At 72.3% G+C, this 14,071-nt stretch carries 13 protein-coding genes; 9 read left to right on the forward strand and 4 right to left on the reverse strand.

Annotated elements, in window-relative coordinates:
- Positions 1–162: 162 nt before the first annotated feature.
- The 4 genes from LCH29_RS24425 (at position 163) to LCH29_RS24440 (ending at position 3,916) form a co-directional block, all read left to right on the forward strand.
- The gene (locus LCH29_RS24425) at positions 163–1,086 is read left to right on the forward strand and encodes an AEC family transporter (protein ID WP_446463871.1); all 924 of its coding nucleotides are present in this window, start codon (positions 163–165) and stop codon (positions 1,084–1,086) included.
- A gap of 235 nt (positions 1,087–1,321) precedes the next feature.
- Positions 1,322–2,146: a SigB/SigF/SigG family RNA polymerase sigma factor gene (locus LCH29_RS24430; protein WP_446463872.1), complete on the forward strand. Its 825-nt coding sequence runs from the start codon at positions 1,322–1,324 to the stop codon at positions 2,144–2,146.
- 154 nt (positions 2,147–2,300) lie between these two features.
- Complete coding sequence (locus LCH29_RS24435) at positions 2,301–3,137, forward strand: SDR family oxidoreductase (RefSeq protein WP_446463873.1); 837 nt, start codon at positions 2,301–2,303, stop codon at positions 3,135–3,137.
- Positions 3,138–3,235: 98 nt separating this feature from the next.
- Positions 3,236–3,916, forward strand: a complete 681-nt coding sequence (locus tag LCH29_RS24440) for an HdeD family acid-resistance protein (RefSeq protein ID WP_446463874.1) — start codon at positions 3,236–3,238, stop codon at positions 3,914–3,916.
- Positions 3,917–4,309: 393 nt separating this feature from the next.
- Here the strand turns inward: LCH29_RS24440 and LCH29_RS24445 are convergent, their stop codons facing one another.
- Positions 4,310–5,467, reverse strand: coding sequence for a baeRF2 domain-containing protein (locus LCH29_RS24445; protein WP_446463875.1), 1,158 nt, complete (start codon positions 5,465–5,467; stop codon positions 4,310–4,312).
- 177 nt (positions 5,468–5,644) lie between these two features.
- On the opposite strand from LCH29_RS24445, the gene polX reads away from it, so the two are divergent.
- Entirely contained in the window at positions 5,645–7,390 is a 1,746-nt protein-coding gene (gene polX, locus LCH29_RS24450; RefSeq protein WP_446463876.1) for a DNA polymerase/3'-5' exonuclease PolX, read from the forward strand.
- Positions 7,387–8,181, forward strand: coding sequence for a uracil-DNA glycosylase (locus LCH29_RS24455; RefSeq protein WP_446463877.1), 795 nt, complete (start codon positions 7,387–7,389; stop codon positions 8,179–8,181). The genes polX and LCH29_RS24455 overlap by 4 nt, the downstream gene beginning before the upstream one ends.
- 70 nt (positions 8,182–8,251) lie before the next feature.
- On the opposite strand, the gene LCH29_RS24460 is transcribed toward LCH29_RS24455, so the two are convergent.
- Both LCH29_RS24460 and LCH29_RS24465 read right to left on the reverse strand, forming a co-directional pair.
- Positions 8,252–9,841, reverse strand: a complete 1,590-nt coding sequence (locus tag LCH29_RS24460; protein ID WP_446463878.1) for a S1 family peptidase — start codon at positions 9,839–9,841, stop codon at positions 8,252–8,254.
- A 199-nt stretch (positions 9,842–10,040) separates the two neighbouring features.
- Entirely contained in the window at positions 10,041–10,400 is a 360-nt protein-coding gene (locus tag LCH29_RS24465) for an L-rhamnose mutarotase (protein WP_446463879.1), read from the reverse strand.
- A gap of 206 nt (positions 10,401–10,606) precedes the next feature.
- On the opposite strand from LCH29_RS24465, the gene aroQ reads away from it, so the two are divergent.
- On the forward strand, positions 10,607–11,080 hold the full coding sequence (gene aroQ / locus LCH29_RS24470; RefSeq protein ID WP_446463880.1) for a type II 3-dehydroquinate dehydratase: 474 nt from the start codon (positions 10,607–10,609) through the stop codon (positions 11,078–11,080).
- Between the two features lie 38 nt (positions 11,081–11,118).
- Here aroQ and LCH29_RS24475 read toward each other — a convergent pair whose 3' ends face one another.
- Entirely contained in the window at positions 11,119–11,907 is a 789-nt protein-coding gene (locus LCH29_RS24475) for a DeoR/GlpR family DNA-binding transcription regulator (protein WP_446463881.1), read from the reverse strand.
- Between the two features lie 163 nt (positions 11,908–12,070).
- Between LCH29_RS24475 and LCH29_RS24480 the strand changes: the two genes are divergently transcribed.
- Positions 12,071–12,964, forward strand: a complete 894-nt coding sequence (locus LCH29_RS24480) for an SIS domain-containing protein (RefSeq protein WP_446463882.1) — start codon at positions 12,071–12,073, stop codon at positions 12,962–12,964.
- 246 nt (positions 12,965–13,210) lie between these two features.
- Positions 13,211–14,053, forward strand: coding sequence for a class II fructose-bisphosphate aldolase (locus LCH29_RS24485; RefSeq protein WP_446463883.1), 843 nt, complete (start codon positions 13,211–13,213; stop codon positions 14,051–14,053).
- Positions 14,054–14,071: the final 18 nt, after the last annotated feature.

Below are 14,071 nucleotides of genomic sequence, written 5' to 3' on the forward strand. Positions count from 1 at the left end.
CACAGACACACCGGGTTATTTGTAGGGTGCATGCTGACAACTCCAGCCCGGGAAGACACCGAAGATGACCGCCGCGCCCTGCCCATTGCCCAGCACCCCGAGAAGCCATCCCGCTCCGCGGCGCCTCGCGGCCCACCGGAACCCCGACCGGGCGGAGGCCCCGTGGACGGTGTGATCACGGGCTTCGGCGTCATCGCGAGCATCATCGTCACCGGCTATGTACTCGGCATCCGCGGAGCGCTGGGCGGGCAGGGCCGGGAGGTGCTGACCAAGCTCTCCTTCAACGTCGCCTCCCCCGCCCTGCTCTTCACCACCCTGGCCCACGCCGACCTCTCCGTCATCGTCTCGACCCCGCTGCTCGTCACGGCCTCAAGCACCTTCGTGGTGGCGGGCGCGTTCGTCGCGGTCGGCGCGGTGCGCAAGTGGAGCGTGGGCCGCACCACGATCGGCGCCCTGTGCGCGAGTTATGTGAACGCGGGAAACCTCGGCATCCCGATCGCCATGTACGTCCTCGGCGACGCGTCCCTCATCGCCCCGGTGCTGCTGTTCCAGCAACTGGTGATGACACCGATCGCGCTCACGGTCATCGACCTCAGCCGCCCCGGGGACCACCCGCCCTCGATACTGCGCCGGCTGACCAGCCCGTTCCGCAACCCCATCGTGATCGGCTCGCTGTCCGGGGTCGCGGTGGCCGCCACCGGGTGGCAGGCGCCCGGGCCCCTCATGGAACCGTTCCACCTGGTGGGCAGCATGGCCGTACCCGCCGTGCTGCTGGCCTTCGGGATCTCGCTGCCGGGCAGTGCACTGCCCGGGCGCGGCGAGGAGCGCGGCCCGGTGCTGCTGTCGGTGGCGCTGAAGTCGTTCGGCCAGCCGGTGGTGGCCTGGGCCATCGCGGCCGGTCTCTTCGGGCTCGCCGGGACCGCCCTCTTCGCGGCCGTCGTCACCTCCGCGCTCCCCGCGGCGCAGAACCTGTTCACCTACGCCGTGCGCTACGAGACGAGCACCATCCTGGCCCGCGAATCCATCCTGCTGTCCACGGTGTTGGCCGTGCCGGTGCTCTTCACGGTCGCGGCGCTGCTGGGCTAGGCGCCGCCGGGCCGAGGGCGGCGCCCGGCGCACGGTGTCCGGCCCGGAATCGGGTGGGGTTTACCCCTGGAGGCCCCGGGCAGGCGGATATTCGTGCTTCGGACCGGAGGCACGCACCGCGGGAGCAGTCCGACCGCTCCAGGACGCGGCCACCGGTCCGTATCCTGCGCGCTCCCGCATGGCAGCGACCACGGTCCCAGGCGACCCCGTCAGCCCCTTGCAGGAGGTGTGTGACATGACGACCGCAGCGCAGCACACGACACGTCCCCGCTCCGGCTCCGCGAAGCACCCGCATGACGACGCCCCGGACACCAGCGCCGAGTTCCACGAGATGGCCCGCCTCCCCGAGGGCCCCGAGAAGGACGCGCTGCGGCAGCGGGTGGTGGAGGCGTGGATGCCGATGGCGCAACGGCTGGCCCGCCAGTACCGCAACCGCGGCGAATCCCTGGAGGACCTGGAGCAGGTGGCCGCGCTCGGCCTGGTGAAGGCCGTCAAGCGGTACGACCCCCGACACGGCACGGCGTTCGCAGGTTTCGCGGTGCCCACCGTCGTCGGCGAGATCAAGCGCCACTTCCGGGACCACCTGTGGGTGCTGCACGTGCCGCGCCGGGTCCAGGAGCTGCGCAACCGGGTGCGGACCGCACACCGGGAGCTGTCCCACTCCCTCGACGACGCCACGGTGCCCACCGAGGCCATCGCCGAGCGCACCGGCCTCAGCGAGAAGGAGGTGCGCATCGGCATGGAGGCCATGGGGAGCTTCACCCCGCTGTCCCTGGACGCGCAGCTGACCGGCGCGGACGACGGCTACTCGCTGGCGGACACGCTCGGCGGCCAGGAGCCCGCGTACGACCGGGTCGTGGACCGCGAGGCGGTGCGCCCGGGGCTGGGGCGGCTGCCCGCCCGCGAGCGCCAGATCCTCTACATGCGGTTCTTCTGCGACATGACCCAGAGCCGGATCGCCGAGCAGCTGGGCATCTCCCAGATGCATGTCTCCCGGCTCATCAACCGCACCTGCTCGACGCTGCGCGCCCAGGCCCTGGCCGAACCGAGCGCCAACTGATCGGCGTGCCGCCCACCGCTCGCCCGCGTTGCGCCGCTGGAACGATGTGCATCGCCTCAGCGGGTGACCGTGGCGCCGTGGAGAGCGCCGGGATCCGCTCCGGACTGCGAGGGTCGGGGCGCGGATCACCGATGACCAGCGAAGGAGTACGCCCGTGACCACCCTCCAAGGCCCGCCCACGGTGTCCGACCTCAAGCTCCTCCAGGGCCAGAAGGCCCTGGTGACCGGGGCGAACTCGGGCATCGGCAAGGCGACCGCGATCGCCCTGGGGCGCGCCGGCGCGGATGTCGTCGTCAACTACGTCTCCGACCGGCCGTCCGCCGAGGCCGTCGTGAAGGAGATCGAGGGCCACGGTGTGCGCACCTACGCCCACCAGGCGGATGTGTCGCGGGAGGACCAGGTGGTGGACATGGTGTCCGCCATGGTCGACCGGCTCGGCACGATCGACATCCTGGTCGCCAACGCGGGCCTCCAGCGTGACGCCCCGACGGTGGACATGACCCTGGCGGACTGGGAGAAGGTGCTCTCCGTCAACCTCACCGGTCAGTTCCTGTGCGCCAGGGAGGCGGTCAAGGAGTTCCGGCGGCGCGGGGTCGTTCCGGAGGTGTCGCGGGCGGCCGGGAAGATCATCTGCATGAGCTCGGTCCACCAGATCATCCCCTGGGCCGGACATGTGAACTACGCGTCGTCGAAGGGCGGCGTGGCGATGATGATGCAGACCATGGCCCAGGAGCTGGCGCCCGAGAAGATCCGGGTGAACGCGATCGCGCCGGGCGCCATCAGGACGCCGATCAACCGTGACGCGTGGGACACCGAGGACGCCAGGACCGCCCTGCTGGAGCTGATCCCCTACGGCCGGATCGGCGATCCGCAGGACATCGCGAACGCCGCCGTCGCCCTCGCGTCCGACCTGTGCGACTACGTGGTGGGCACCACGCTCTACGTGGACGGCGGGATGACCCTCTTCCCCGGCTTCGCCACGGGCGGCTGACCGCGCCGCCACCCGGTACCACCGGCCGTCACCAGGCGACTCTGCGCGCGCGGAGCGAGGATGGTGGTGTCACCGTTTCCTCAAGGAGGTGAACGACGATGACGTTCCCCTCGGACAACTCACGTGACGCCGATCAGCGGAAGGAGCGCCACACCGACTCCGACCAGCCCTTCTCCGGTCTCCTGGGCACCGTGTCGGACGCCGCGTGGCAGGTCCTGCTGACCGCGGGCCTGGTCGCGATCGTGCTGGGGCTGCTGGTGCTGGTGTGGCCGGCCGCCACCCTGGCGGTGGTCGGCGCCCTGTTCGGCGTCTATCTGCTGGTCAGCGGCATCTTCCAGCTGATAGCGGCCTTCGGGACGCATATCCCGCGGTCGATGCGCGCCCTCAGCTTCATCAGCGGGGCGGTGAGCGTGTTCCTCGGCCTGCTCTGCTTCCGTGGTCCCGCCCAGTCGGTCCTGCTGCTAGCCCTGTGGATCGGATTCGCCTGGCTGCTGCGAGGTGTCATGCACACCGTCACGGCCGTCCAGGACGAGGCGATCCCCGCCCGCGGCTGGCAGATCTTCCTCGGTGTCGTCAGCGCCGTGGCCGGAATCGTGCTGATCGTGGCGCCCTTCGGCTCCATCGCCGCCCTCACCCTGGTGACCGGCGTCTGGCTGCTCGTTCTGGGCATCATCGAGGTCATCCACGGGATCCAGCTGCGGGCCCGGCTCGGAGGCCACGCGCCCCGCAAGGCACATCACGGCTTCCGGTTCCGCCAGCAGCCCCATCCGCAACCGTAAACCGCCGCGACAGCCGCCCCGAGCGGCTGTCGCGACAACCAGGGGGCTAGTGAGTCTGCACCCACCACGCCATCAGGCCGATGGCCGCGGTGCCGCATGCATACGACGCGCCCCGCACGAAATTCGCGGCGGCGAGCCGACCGTATCGACGCCATCTACTACTGGAACGGCTGGGTACCGGTGGGCGAACCTCCATCGTCTGCTGCATTGGGAGCCCCTTTCGTGACCGTACGGACAGTGACTGTCCGACAGGGGGGAACGACGCGCTGAAGAAAGCATACAAAAGTGTGAACTTCCCTCAGGTGACTGACTCGCCGAGAAAAATAGCTTCCGACACGATTTCAGAACTCGTGCGTCTGAAGGCTCCTGACGAGGCTCCTGACGTGACGGCGCTCAGCCCTGTCCGTGCCAGCGCAGCACCGCGCCCAGCCCTCCGGCGGGCCCCGCCAGGCCCTCGGGCACCAGCAGCACCTCGGTGTCGGCCACCGCCGCGGACCGCATCAGCGCGTCGTCGGCGCGCGCCGGTTCGGGCGCGCTCACGCCCAGCGCCCGCACCTGGGCCCGCTGCACCGCCACCTGATCGGCACCGGGGCCGATCCACACCTCATGGCGCATGTCGCCGCCCGCCTGGCCCAGCAGCAGGGTGGCCGCCTGATGGCTGCGCACCGCCTCCACCACCGCGGGCACCCCCTCCGCCGCCCCGCTCGGCGCGGTGCCGTCGTGGCCGGTCGCGGCGTGCCCGCCGGGGCGGCCGCGCCCGGCGCGGAAGAGATCGAGCACGGCTTCCAGATGGGCGCGGGCGTGGTCCGCGCGGGCATGGTCGATCTCCGCCTCCAGGAGGTCCCGGGCGGCTCCCGGCGCCCGGCTGCCGTGCCGCGCCTCCACCGCCCGGTCCCGCAGCGGCTCGGGCAGCCGGTCGCGGACCGCCCTGCGCTCGCGCGGATCGCCCGCCAGCACCAGCAGGGGTGCGCCGCTGTCCGGCCACTGCCGCACCAGCTCCTCGGCGACGAGGTCCGCGGTGTGCTCCCAGCCGTTCTCGACCCGGTTGCGGTAGTGCCACTCGTACCGGTCCGCGGGCACCGACCGGTGGCCGCGGCCCCGTGGCGCCCGGCCCGTGGCGCGGCACACCGGGCGGGCTCCGCCCTCGTCGCGCAGCTCCAGGTCGGCGCCCGTCCGGTCGACGTACGCCACCAGGCACGACGGCCACTCGCCGCGCAGCGACGCCAGCGGCGCCACCCGGGGCAGCGGCGACCAGGACGTCACGACGTCGCCCGGCGACGCGGCCAGCGGCAGGTCGAGCACCACCTCGCCGTCCGACGCGAACAGCGCCCGTCCGGCGGTCGCGGTGGCCGCCCGCTGACCGGCCAGTCTGCTCACCACCGCCTCACGGGTGCGGGGGTCGGCGCCCTGGGCGGTCAGCTGACCGGCCACGAACCGCTCCCGCAGCCGGCGCCGCGTGGGGGCGTCCTCCGTCGCACGCGAGGTGTCGAGGTAGACGCACGCCCAGGGGCCGGGACGATCGAACAACGGCTTCAGGAATCCAACGTCCATGACCTCCCCCAAACCGGGGAAACACACGACCCGGACGGGCGTCCGGATCGCCGCGCCACTTCGGCCGCGCAGGCCCGCGCCGCTTCGGCCACGTGGGGCGCTTCACGAACCAAGCATCCCTCCAGCTCCCCGGGATCGCCAGAGCTGTCGGGCCGTACGGCGACTAGAATTTGTCCCATGGCTCGCTCCAACGAGGAGGTCGAAGCCCTCCTGCGCGAGTACGCGGATCTCCTCCTGATCACGGGCGGGGACGCGTTCAGGGCGCGCGCCTACGAGAAGGCCGCACGGTCGATCGGCGGCCATCCCGCCGATGTGTCGGGGCTCGATGTGAAGGGGCTGCGGGAGATCCCCAACGTCGGGAAGTCGATCGCCGAGAAGGTCGTCGAGTATCTGCGCACCGGACACGTGCCCGCCGTCGAGGAGGCGCGCGCCGCCATCCCGGCCGGGGTGCGGGAGCTGACCGCGATCCCGGCGCTCGGGCCGAAGAAGGCCATGCTGCTGTACGAGGAGCTGAACATCGCCTCGATCGAGCAGCTGGCCACCGCGATCGAGGAACACCGGCTGCGCGATCTGAAGGGCTTCGGGCCGAAGTCCGAGGAGAACATCCTGCACGGCATCGGGCTGCTGCGGGCCGCGGGCGGCCGGGTCCCGCTCGATACGGCCATGGACGTCGCCGACGACATCGTGGCCGTGCTGTCGCGGGTGCCGGGCTGTGAGCGGGCGGCGTACGCAGGGTCGCTGCGCCGGATGCGGGAGACCGTGGGCGACGTGGACATCCTGGTGGCGGCGGCCGAATCGGCTGCCTTCATGGACGCGTTCACCGCGCTCCCGTATACCGCCGAGATCATCGCGCACGGCGAGAAGAAGACCTCGATCCGCACCACCAAGGGGCTCCAGGTGGATCTGCGGGTGCTGCCGCTCGACTCCTGGGGCGCGGGGCTGCTGTACTTCACCGGCTCCAAGGCCCACAACATCCGCGTCCGCGCGATCGCGGTGCGCCACGGCCTCAAGCTCTCCGAATACGGCCTCTTCGAGACCAAGAGCGGCAAGAAGATCGCCTCCCGCAGCGAGGAGGACGTGTACGCGCGGCTCGGCATGGACTGGATCCCGCCGACCCTGCGCGAGGACCGCGGCGAGGTGAAGGCCGCGCTGGAGGGCCAACTGCCCACGCTGGTCAGCGAATCCGATCTGCGCGGCGATCTGCACACCCACACCGATCTCACCGACGGCCTCGAACCGCTGGAGAACATGATCGCCACGGCGGAGCGGCGCGGTTACGCGTACTACGCCGTCACCGATCACGCGCCGAAGCTGTACATGCAGCAGATGACGAAGGAGAAGATCCTCGCCCAGCGGGAGCGGCTGCGCGCCATGGACCGCGGGCGGGGCCGCCGGGACACGCGGCTGCTGCACGGGGTGGAGCTGAACATCGACGCCGACGGAGAGGTGGACTGGCCCGACGACTTCCTCGAGGGCTTCGACCTGTGCGTGGCCTCGGTGCACACGCTGTTCGGCCAGGACCGGGACACCATGACCCGGCGGTTCCTGCGGGCCTGCGAGAACCCGCACGTCAACATCATCGGCCATCCGACGACCCGGATCCTGGGCAAGCGGCCCGGCGTCGACGCCGACCTCGACGCGGTGTTCGCCGCGTGTGCCCGCACCGGCACCGCGCTGGAGATCAACGCGCATCCGAACCGGCTGGACCTGTCGGACGAGAACATCCTGCGGGCGAAGGAGCACGGCGTGGTGTTCGCCATCGACAGCGACGCGCACTCGACGCTGGACCTCGCCAATCCGCGGTACGGGGTGGGCATGGCCCAGCGCGCCTGGCTGACCACCGACGATGTCATCAACACGTGGCCGCTGACCCGGCTGCGGCGTTTCCTGCGCAAGGGAGCGGGGCACTCGCGCGACGTATGACCACAACGGATTCCGCTTCCGAACCCGCCCGCCGGGCGCCCGGCGCCCGCACCCTCGCCGAGCTGGACGAATGGGTCAGCCGGTGCCGCGCCTGCCCCCGCCTGGTCGCCTGGCGGGAGGAGGTGGCCCGTACGAAACGGGCCGCCTTCGCCGACTGGGACTACTGGGCCCGGCCGGTGCCCGGGTTCGGTCCGCCGGACGCGGCGCTCGCCGTGGTGGGGCTCGCCCCGGCCGCGCACGGCGGCAACCGCACCGGCCGGATGTTCACCGGCGACCGCTCCGGCGACTTCCTGTTCGCGGCGCTGCACACGGTCGGCCTGGCCAACCAGCCCACCGCGACCCACCGCGACGACGGTCTCGCGCTGCGCGGGGTCAGGATCACCGCGCCGGTGCACTGCGCCCCGCCCGCCAACCGCCCCACTCCCGGGGAGCGGGACACCTGCCGTCCGTGGCTGGAGCGGGAACTGCGGCTGCTCCGGCCGACCCTGCGGGCCGTCGTGGTCCTCGGGGCGTTCGGCTGGCAGGCCGCCCTGCCCGCGCTGAACGCCGCCGGATGGGCCGTGCCCCGGCCGCGGCCCGCGTTCGGACACGGCGTGCGGATCACGCTGGAGGCCACCGACGGGGGCGCCCCGCTGCGGGTGTTCGGCTGCTATCACGTGAGCCAGCGGAACACCTTCACCGGCCGTCTCACTCCGGCCGTACTGCACGATGTGCTCGGCGCGGCGGCGGAGGCTGCCGGGCTGCTGCCTCCGCCCGCCGCTCCCCTGGCCCCCGCCCCGGAGGGCGGCTGACAGGGGGAAGGGGAGGCCCCGGGCACTGGGGCAGGAGGGCGCCCGGGGCCTCGTTCAGGGGTGGGTCGGGTCAGTTGACCCCGGCCCCACTGGCGGCGTCATCGGCGGCGTCACCGGCACCGGCGCCGTCCTCGTCGTCGCCCGTACCGGCGCCCGCACCCGCGTTGGCGCCCGCGTTCGCTCCGGCATTCGCACCGGCATTCGCACCGGCGTCCGCGGCACCCGCGCCAGCGTTGGCACCCGCTTCGTCACCGGCACCGGCGTTCGCGGCGCCCTCGTCGCCGCCCGCACCGGCGTTCGCGGCACCTTCGCCACCGGCGTCGCCCGCGCCACCGGCGTCACCCGCGCCGCCATCGGCGCCGATCACCGCGCCGGTTGCTTCCAGGGCGCCGGTCACCGGCTGGAAGAACGTCTCGCCGCCCTGGGTGCAGTCGCCGCTGCCGCCGGAGGTGAGGCCGACCGCCGCGTCCCCGGCGAACATCGCGCCACCGCTGTCGCCCGGCTCCGCGCACACGTTCGTCTGGATGAGGCCGTTGACGATGTCGCCGCCGCCGTAGTTCACCGTGGCGTTCAGGCCCGTGACCTCGCCGTCGCTGACGCCCGTCGTGCTGCCGGAGCGCTGCACCTTCAGGCCCACGCTGGCCTCGACCGCCCGGCCGATGGCCTGGTTGCTGCCGTCGGCGAGCTTGACCGCGCTCTCGGGCTGGGTGGTCGCGTCGTCGTACATGACGAGCGCGAAGTCGGTCTCGGGGAACTGGGTGTCCTGGACCGTGCCCAGCGCCTGGGCACCCGCCTGGTCGGCGGTCCAGGTCTCGGATTCGTTGCCGCAGTGGCCCGCGGTCAGGAAGCCGGGTGCTCCGTCGACGGAGACGTTGAAGCCGAGGGAGCAGCGGGCGCCACCGCCGAAGATGGCATCGCCGCCGACGAGACCGGCAGCGGCTTCGCCCCCACCGCCCGCGCCACCGGCGGCCTCCCCGGCACCGCCAGCGGCCTCACCGGCGCCGCCCGCGGCATCCCCGGCACCACCGGCTGCGGCGTCACCGGCACCCACGTTCCCGGTGCCACCGGCGGCCGCGTCGTCCCCGGCGGCGTCGCCCGCCGCGTCACCGGCTCCCGCGGCGCCGCCGTTGGCACCCGGCTGGGCCGTGTCGCCGCCGTCGAACCTCTTGAACTCGCCCTTCGTCCGCTGGACGGACACCATGCCGTCCATCGCGTCCGTGGCCTTGGTCAGCGTGTCCCACTTGGCGCCGGTCACGGTCTTGTCCGCGGTCACCCGGACCTTGTTCGTCACCGGGTCGATGGACCAGGCGGTACCGGCCACCGAGGCGTCGGTGCTCAGGGTCTTGGTGGCGGCCTTCAGCTCGGACATGCTGTTCTGCACGATCTTGGCGACCGCGCCCTGGGCTTCCACGGTCTTCGCCGCGTCCTCGGTCATGACGTTCATGACCAGTTGGCTCGTGTCGTTGTTGAAGTACCAGCCAGCGCCGTTGTCACCGAGGTCTGAGGCGAGGCTCCTCGCGAGTTTCACTGCCGACGGGGACGAGAAGGTCTTCACGTCCGTCGTCTTGTCCTGGCTCGCATTGGCATTGGGCAGCAGAAGGGCGGCTGCCCCGAGCGCGACAACAGCAGCACCGGAAACGGCGAGGGTCCGCTTGTTCACACGACGGTGGTGGCTCAACACTGACCTCCAGTAGGGGGGCGCGGGGCATGTGCGGAGCGCCTGTTGCGTTCCGCCACGCCCTCGCGCAGGGCCACCACCGAGTACGGGAGGCGTTTACTCCGTTCTCACCATGACTCACAGTGTGATGAATGGCTGCGGCGCACGATCCGGAGCGATAGGGTCCGCCGCTTCCGCACCGTCAGCCCGCGTCCCCGCCCGCCCTGGCGGCCTGGGCGCGCAGCTCCCACACCTCCCCCAGGGCCATCTGCGCCGACCCCTCGACCGGGGAACCCGCCGTGGTCTCGAAGTGATCGACGTAGGCGCCGATGAACTCCTGCCAGCGGTGGTTGACCGGGTCCTCGTCCAGCGCCGCCATCGCCGCGGCGAAGTCCTCGCAGTCCACGAGGTGGAAGAGGTGGCGTCCACTGCGCCAGATCCGCCAGTTGGTGATCCCGGCCCGCCCCAGCGACTCCAGAAGATCCGCCGGAACCGTGGCGTGCTCCCGTTCGTAGCCCGATTCCTGGCCCTCCTTGAGGACCGAGTGCAGCGCCACGCGCATCGGCGTCTCCCTTCATCCACGCTCATCACGGCATATGACCGGAGCCACTCTGCCCCCTCCGGCCCCGCCCGCCAACGGTCCGGCAGTCGCCTCCTGTCCCACGAGGCGCTGGAAACGGCCGCCGCGATCTACGATGCCTCGCGGAGCGGCGCGATCGCCGGACGCCGCGCACCCGCTGATGACGACCACGGAAGGACCCCGACGCCATGGCCAACACCCCCGTGCGCGACCGTTCCACGATCTTGGTTCTCAACGGGCCGAACCTGAACCTGCTCGGTCTCCGCCAGCCGGAGATCTACGGCACCGACAGCCTGGCCGACGTCGAGAAGCTGGTCGCGGCCACGGCCGCCCCGCACGGGCTCACCACCGACTGCCGCCAGAGCAACCACGAGGGGCAGCTGATCGACTGGATCCAGGAGGCCCGGGAGCGGCACGCGGCCGTCATCATCAATCCGGCCGGTTACTCCCACACCTCGGTGGCCCTGCGCGATGCGCTGGCGACCTGCGACGACATGCCGATCATGGAGGTGCACATCTCCAACATCCACCAGCGCGAGCCATTCCGGCAGCACTCCTACGTCTCCGCGCTCGCCAGCGGCGTGATCGCCGGATGCGGCATCCAGGGCTACGCCTTCGCGGTGGAGCGGGTGGCCACGCTGCTCGCGGCCATGAAGAAGTGAACCTCAAGGCCTGAAGAACATGTGAGACCCCGGGCCCGTCAGGCCCGGATGACGCGGACACCGGCCTCGGCGTACGGGGCGATCGCCTCGTCGGTGGCGCCGGTGTCCGTGACCAGCACCTCGATCGCGTCGAGCGCACAGATCCGGGCGAACGCCCGGCGGCCCAGCTTGGAGCTGTCGGCCGCGACGACCACCCGGGCGGCACGCTCGGCCATGAGGTGGTTGATTCCGGCCTCGCCCTCGTGATGGGCGGCCGCGCCCCGCTCGGGGTCCAGCGCGTCCACGCCGAGGATGGCCAGATCGAGGGAAACCTGGGCCAGCACCCCGGTGGCCAGCGGCCCCATCAGCTCGAACGACTGGGGGCGGGCCACCCCGCCGGTGAGCACGATCTTGATGTGCGGGCGCACCGCCAGCTCATGGGCGATGTTCAGGGCGTTCGTCACGACGGTGACGGCCGGGCCGCCGCCCACGGAGTCGGACAGTTCGCCACGGGTGGCGATGGCGCGGGCGATTTCGGTGGTGGTGGTCCCGCCGTTGAGGCCGACGACCGCGCCGGGCTCGACCATGCGGGCGACGGCGGCGCCGATCCGCTGCTTCTCCGAGGCGCGCCGGGCGGTCTTGTAGCGCAGCGGAAGGTCGTACGACAGGTTGTGCGCGACCGCGCCGCCGCGGGTGCGGGTGAGCATCTGCTGCTGCGCGAGTTCGTCCAGGTCCCGCCGGATGGTGGCGGCGGACACCGCCAGCTCGGCCGCGGCCTCCTCGACCTCGATCCTGCCGTCCCTGCCGAGCAGCTCCAGCAGGGCGTTCCAGCGCTCGGGCCGTTTCACGCCGTCTCCTCGACCCCCGTCGTTCCGTCGCGGCTCACCCTACCCCGGGTGTTCGCGCTCTGGACTTCCCTGCAAAATCATGCGCATTATCAGCCTGTAGGAAGCATCTTCGAGCATCCAGCATGCAGACGCACGTCCGTCGGAAGCCGAGCCGGGGAGTCCCATGAGCCACACCGAGACCGAGATCGCGAGCCAGCCCGACTGCTGGCGCCGCGCCATCGCACTGGCCCGGGATCCGGACGGGCCGGTGCGCGAGGCACTGCCCCGGGCCGGTGAGCGGGTCGCCGTCGTCGGCTGCGGCACCTCGTGGTTCATCGCCCAGGCGTACGCGGCGCTGCGCGAGGCCGGGGGCCAGGGCGAGACGGACGCGTTCCCGGCGTCGGAGATGCCGACGGGGCGCGCCTACGACCGGGTGCTCGCACTGTCCCGGTCGGGCACCACGACCGAGGTGCTGGATCTCCTCGGCCGGCTACGGGACGGGGTGCGCACCACCGTCATCACCGCGGTCCCCGGCTCCCCGGTCACCGGCCTGGCGGACGCAGCGGTCGTGCTCGACTTCGCGGATGAGCGGTCGGTGGTGCAGACCCGCTGGGCGACCAGCGAACTGGCCCTGCTGCGCGCCCACTTGGGGCATGACCTGGGCGGTCTTGTCGAGGACGGTGCGGCGGCGCTTGCCGCGCCGCTGCCCGACGGGCTCGCGGAGGCGGGCCAGTTCACGTTCCTCGGGCGCGGCTGGACGTGCGGCGTCGCCCAGGAGGCCGCGCTCAAGATGCGCGAGGCCGCGGGCGCGTGGACCGAGGCGTACCCGGTGATGGAGTACCGGCACGGGCCGATCAGCGTCACCGGCCCGCGCAGCGTGGTGTGGTGGCTGGGCGAGGGCCCGTCCGGGCTGGCGGAGAAGGAGGTCACCGGGCCCGGTGGCCGTCTCGTCGGATACGGCCGCGACCCGCTGGCCGAACTGGTGCTGGTGCAGCGGCTCGCTGTGGCGATCGCGGGGCGCCGCGGCCTCGACCCCGACCGGCCCCGGAACCTCACCCGCTCGGTGATCCTCGGTTGAGCGGGCGGGGCGAGGGGGTGTCTTGTCGGTCAGGCCGGATCAGCGAGCGGCGTCTGGTGCAGGGGGCACCTCCCAGCGGTAGCTGGGGGAGGCTCGCAACCCGCGTGAGGAGAGTGCGGGGGGCACCTCCCAGCGGTAGCTGGGGGAGGCGCTGCGCGCGACGAGCGCGGGGCCGCGAGGTGCCGTGCCAGGCGTCGGGAGCCCGGCATGACCGGCACGACACCCCCTGGGGAAGGGAGGCGGGCCATGCCGCTGGTGGCCACCGGTGAGATCGTCGGGCCCGCCGTGCGGGGCGGGCTCGGCGCGGGTGCGTTCAATGTGATCCAGATCGAGCACGCCCAGGCGATCGTGGCCGGGGCGGAGGCGGCCGGGGCCCCGGTCATCCTCCAGATCAGCGAGAACGCGGTGCGGTACCACGGTGCCCTGGCCGCCATCGGCCGGGCCACCGTCGAGGTCGCGCGCGCGGCGCGGGTCCCGGTCGCGGTGCATCTGGACCATGCCACCGAACCCGGGCTGGTGCGGGAGGCGCTCGGGCTCGGCTTCGGGTCCGTGATGTTCGACGCCTCGGCGCGCGACTACGACGGCAATGTGGCCGCCACCGCCGCGGTGGCGGCCGACTGCCACGCGGCCGGGGTGTGGGTCGAAGCGGAACTGGGCGAGGTGGGAGGCAAGGACGGGGTGCACGCGCCCGGCGCCCGGACCGATCCGGCCGAGGCCGCCGCGTATGTCGCGGCGACGGGCGTGGACGCGCTCGCGGTCGCGGTGGGCACCTCGCACGCGATGGTGGTCAAGGAGGCGGTGGTGGACCTGGAGCTGGTCGCGGCGCTGCGCGCGGCCGTGCCCGTACCGCTGGTGCTGCACGGCTCCTCCGGGGTGCCCGAGGCGGATCTGACCCGTGCGGTCGCAGCGGGCCTGACGAAGGTGAACATCGCCACCCACCTCAACGTGGCCTACACCCGGGCGATCCGCGACCACCTCGCCGACCATCCCGAGGTGGTCGACCCGCGCCGCTATGTCGCGGTGGCGCGGGACGCGGTGGCCCGCGAGGTGACCCGTCTGCTGGCCCTGGTGCGCGCCGTACCGCGCTGAGGCTCGTGCGCCGCGCGG

The organism is Streptomyces sp. BRA346 (genome assembly GCF_052851135.1).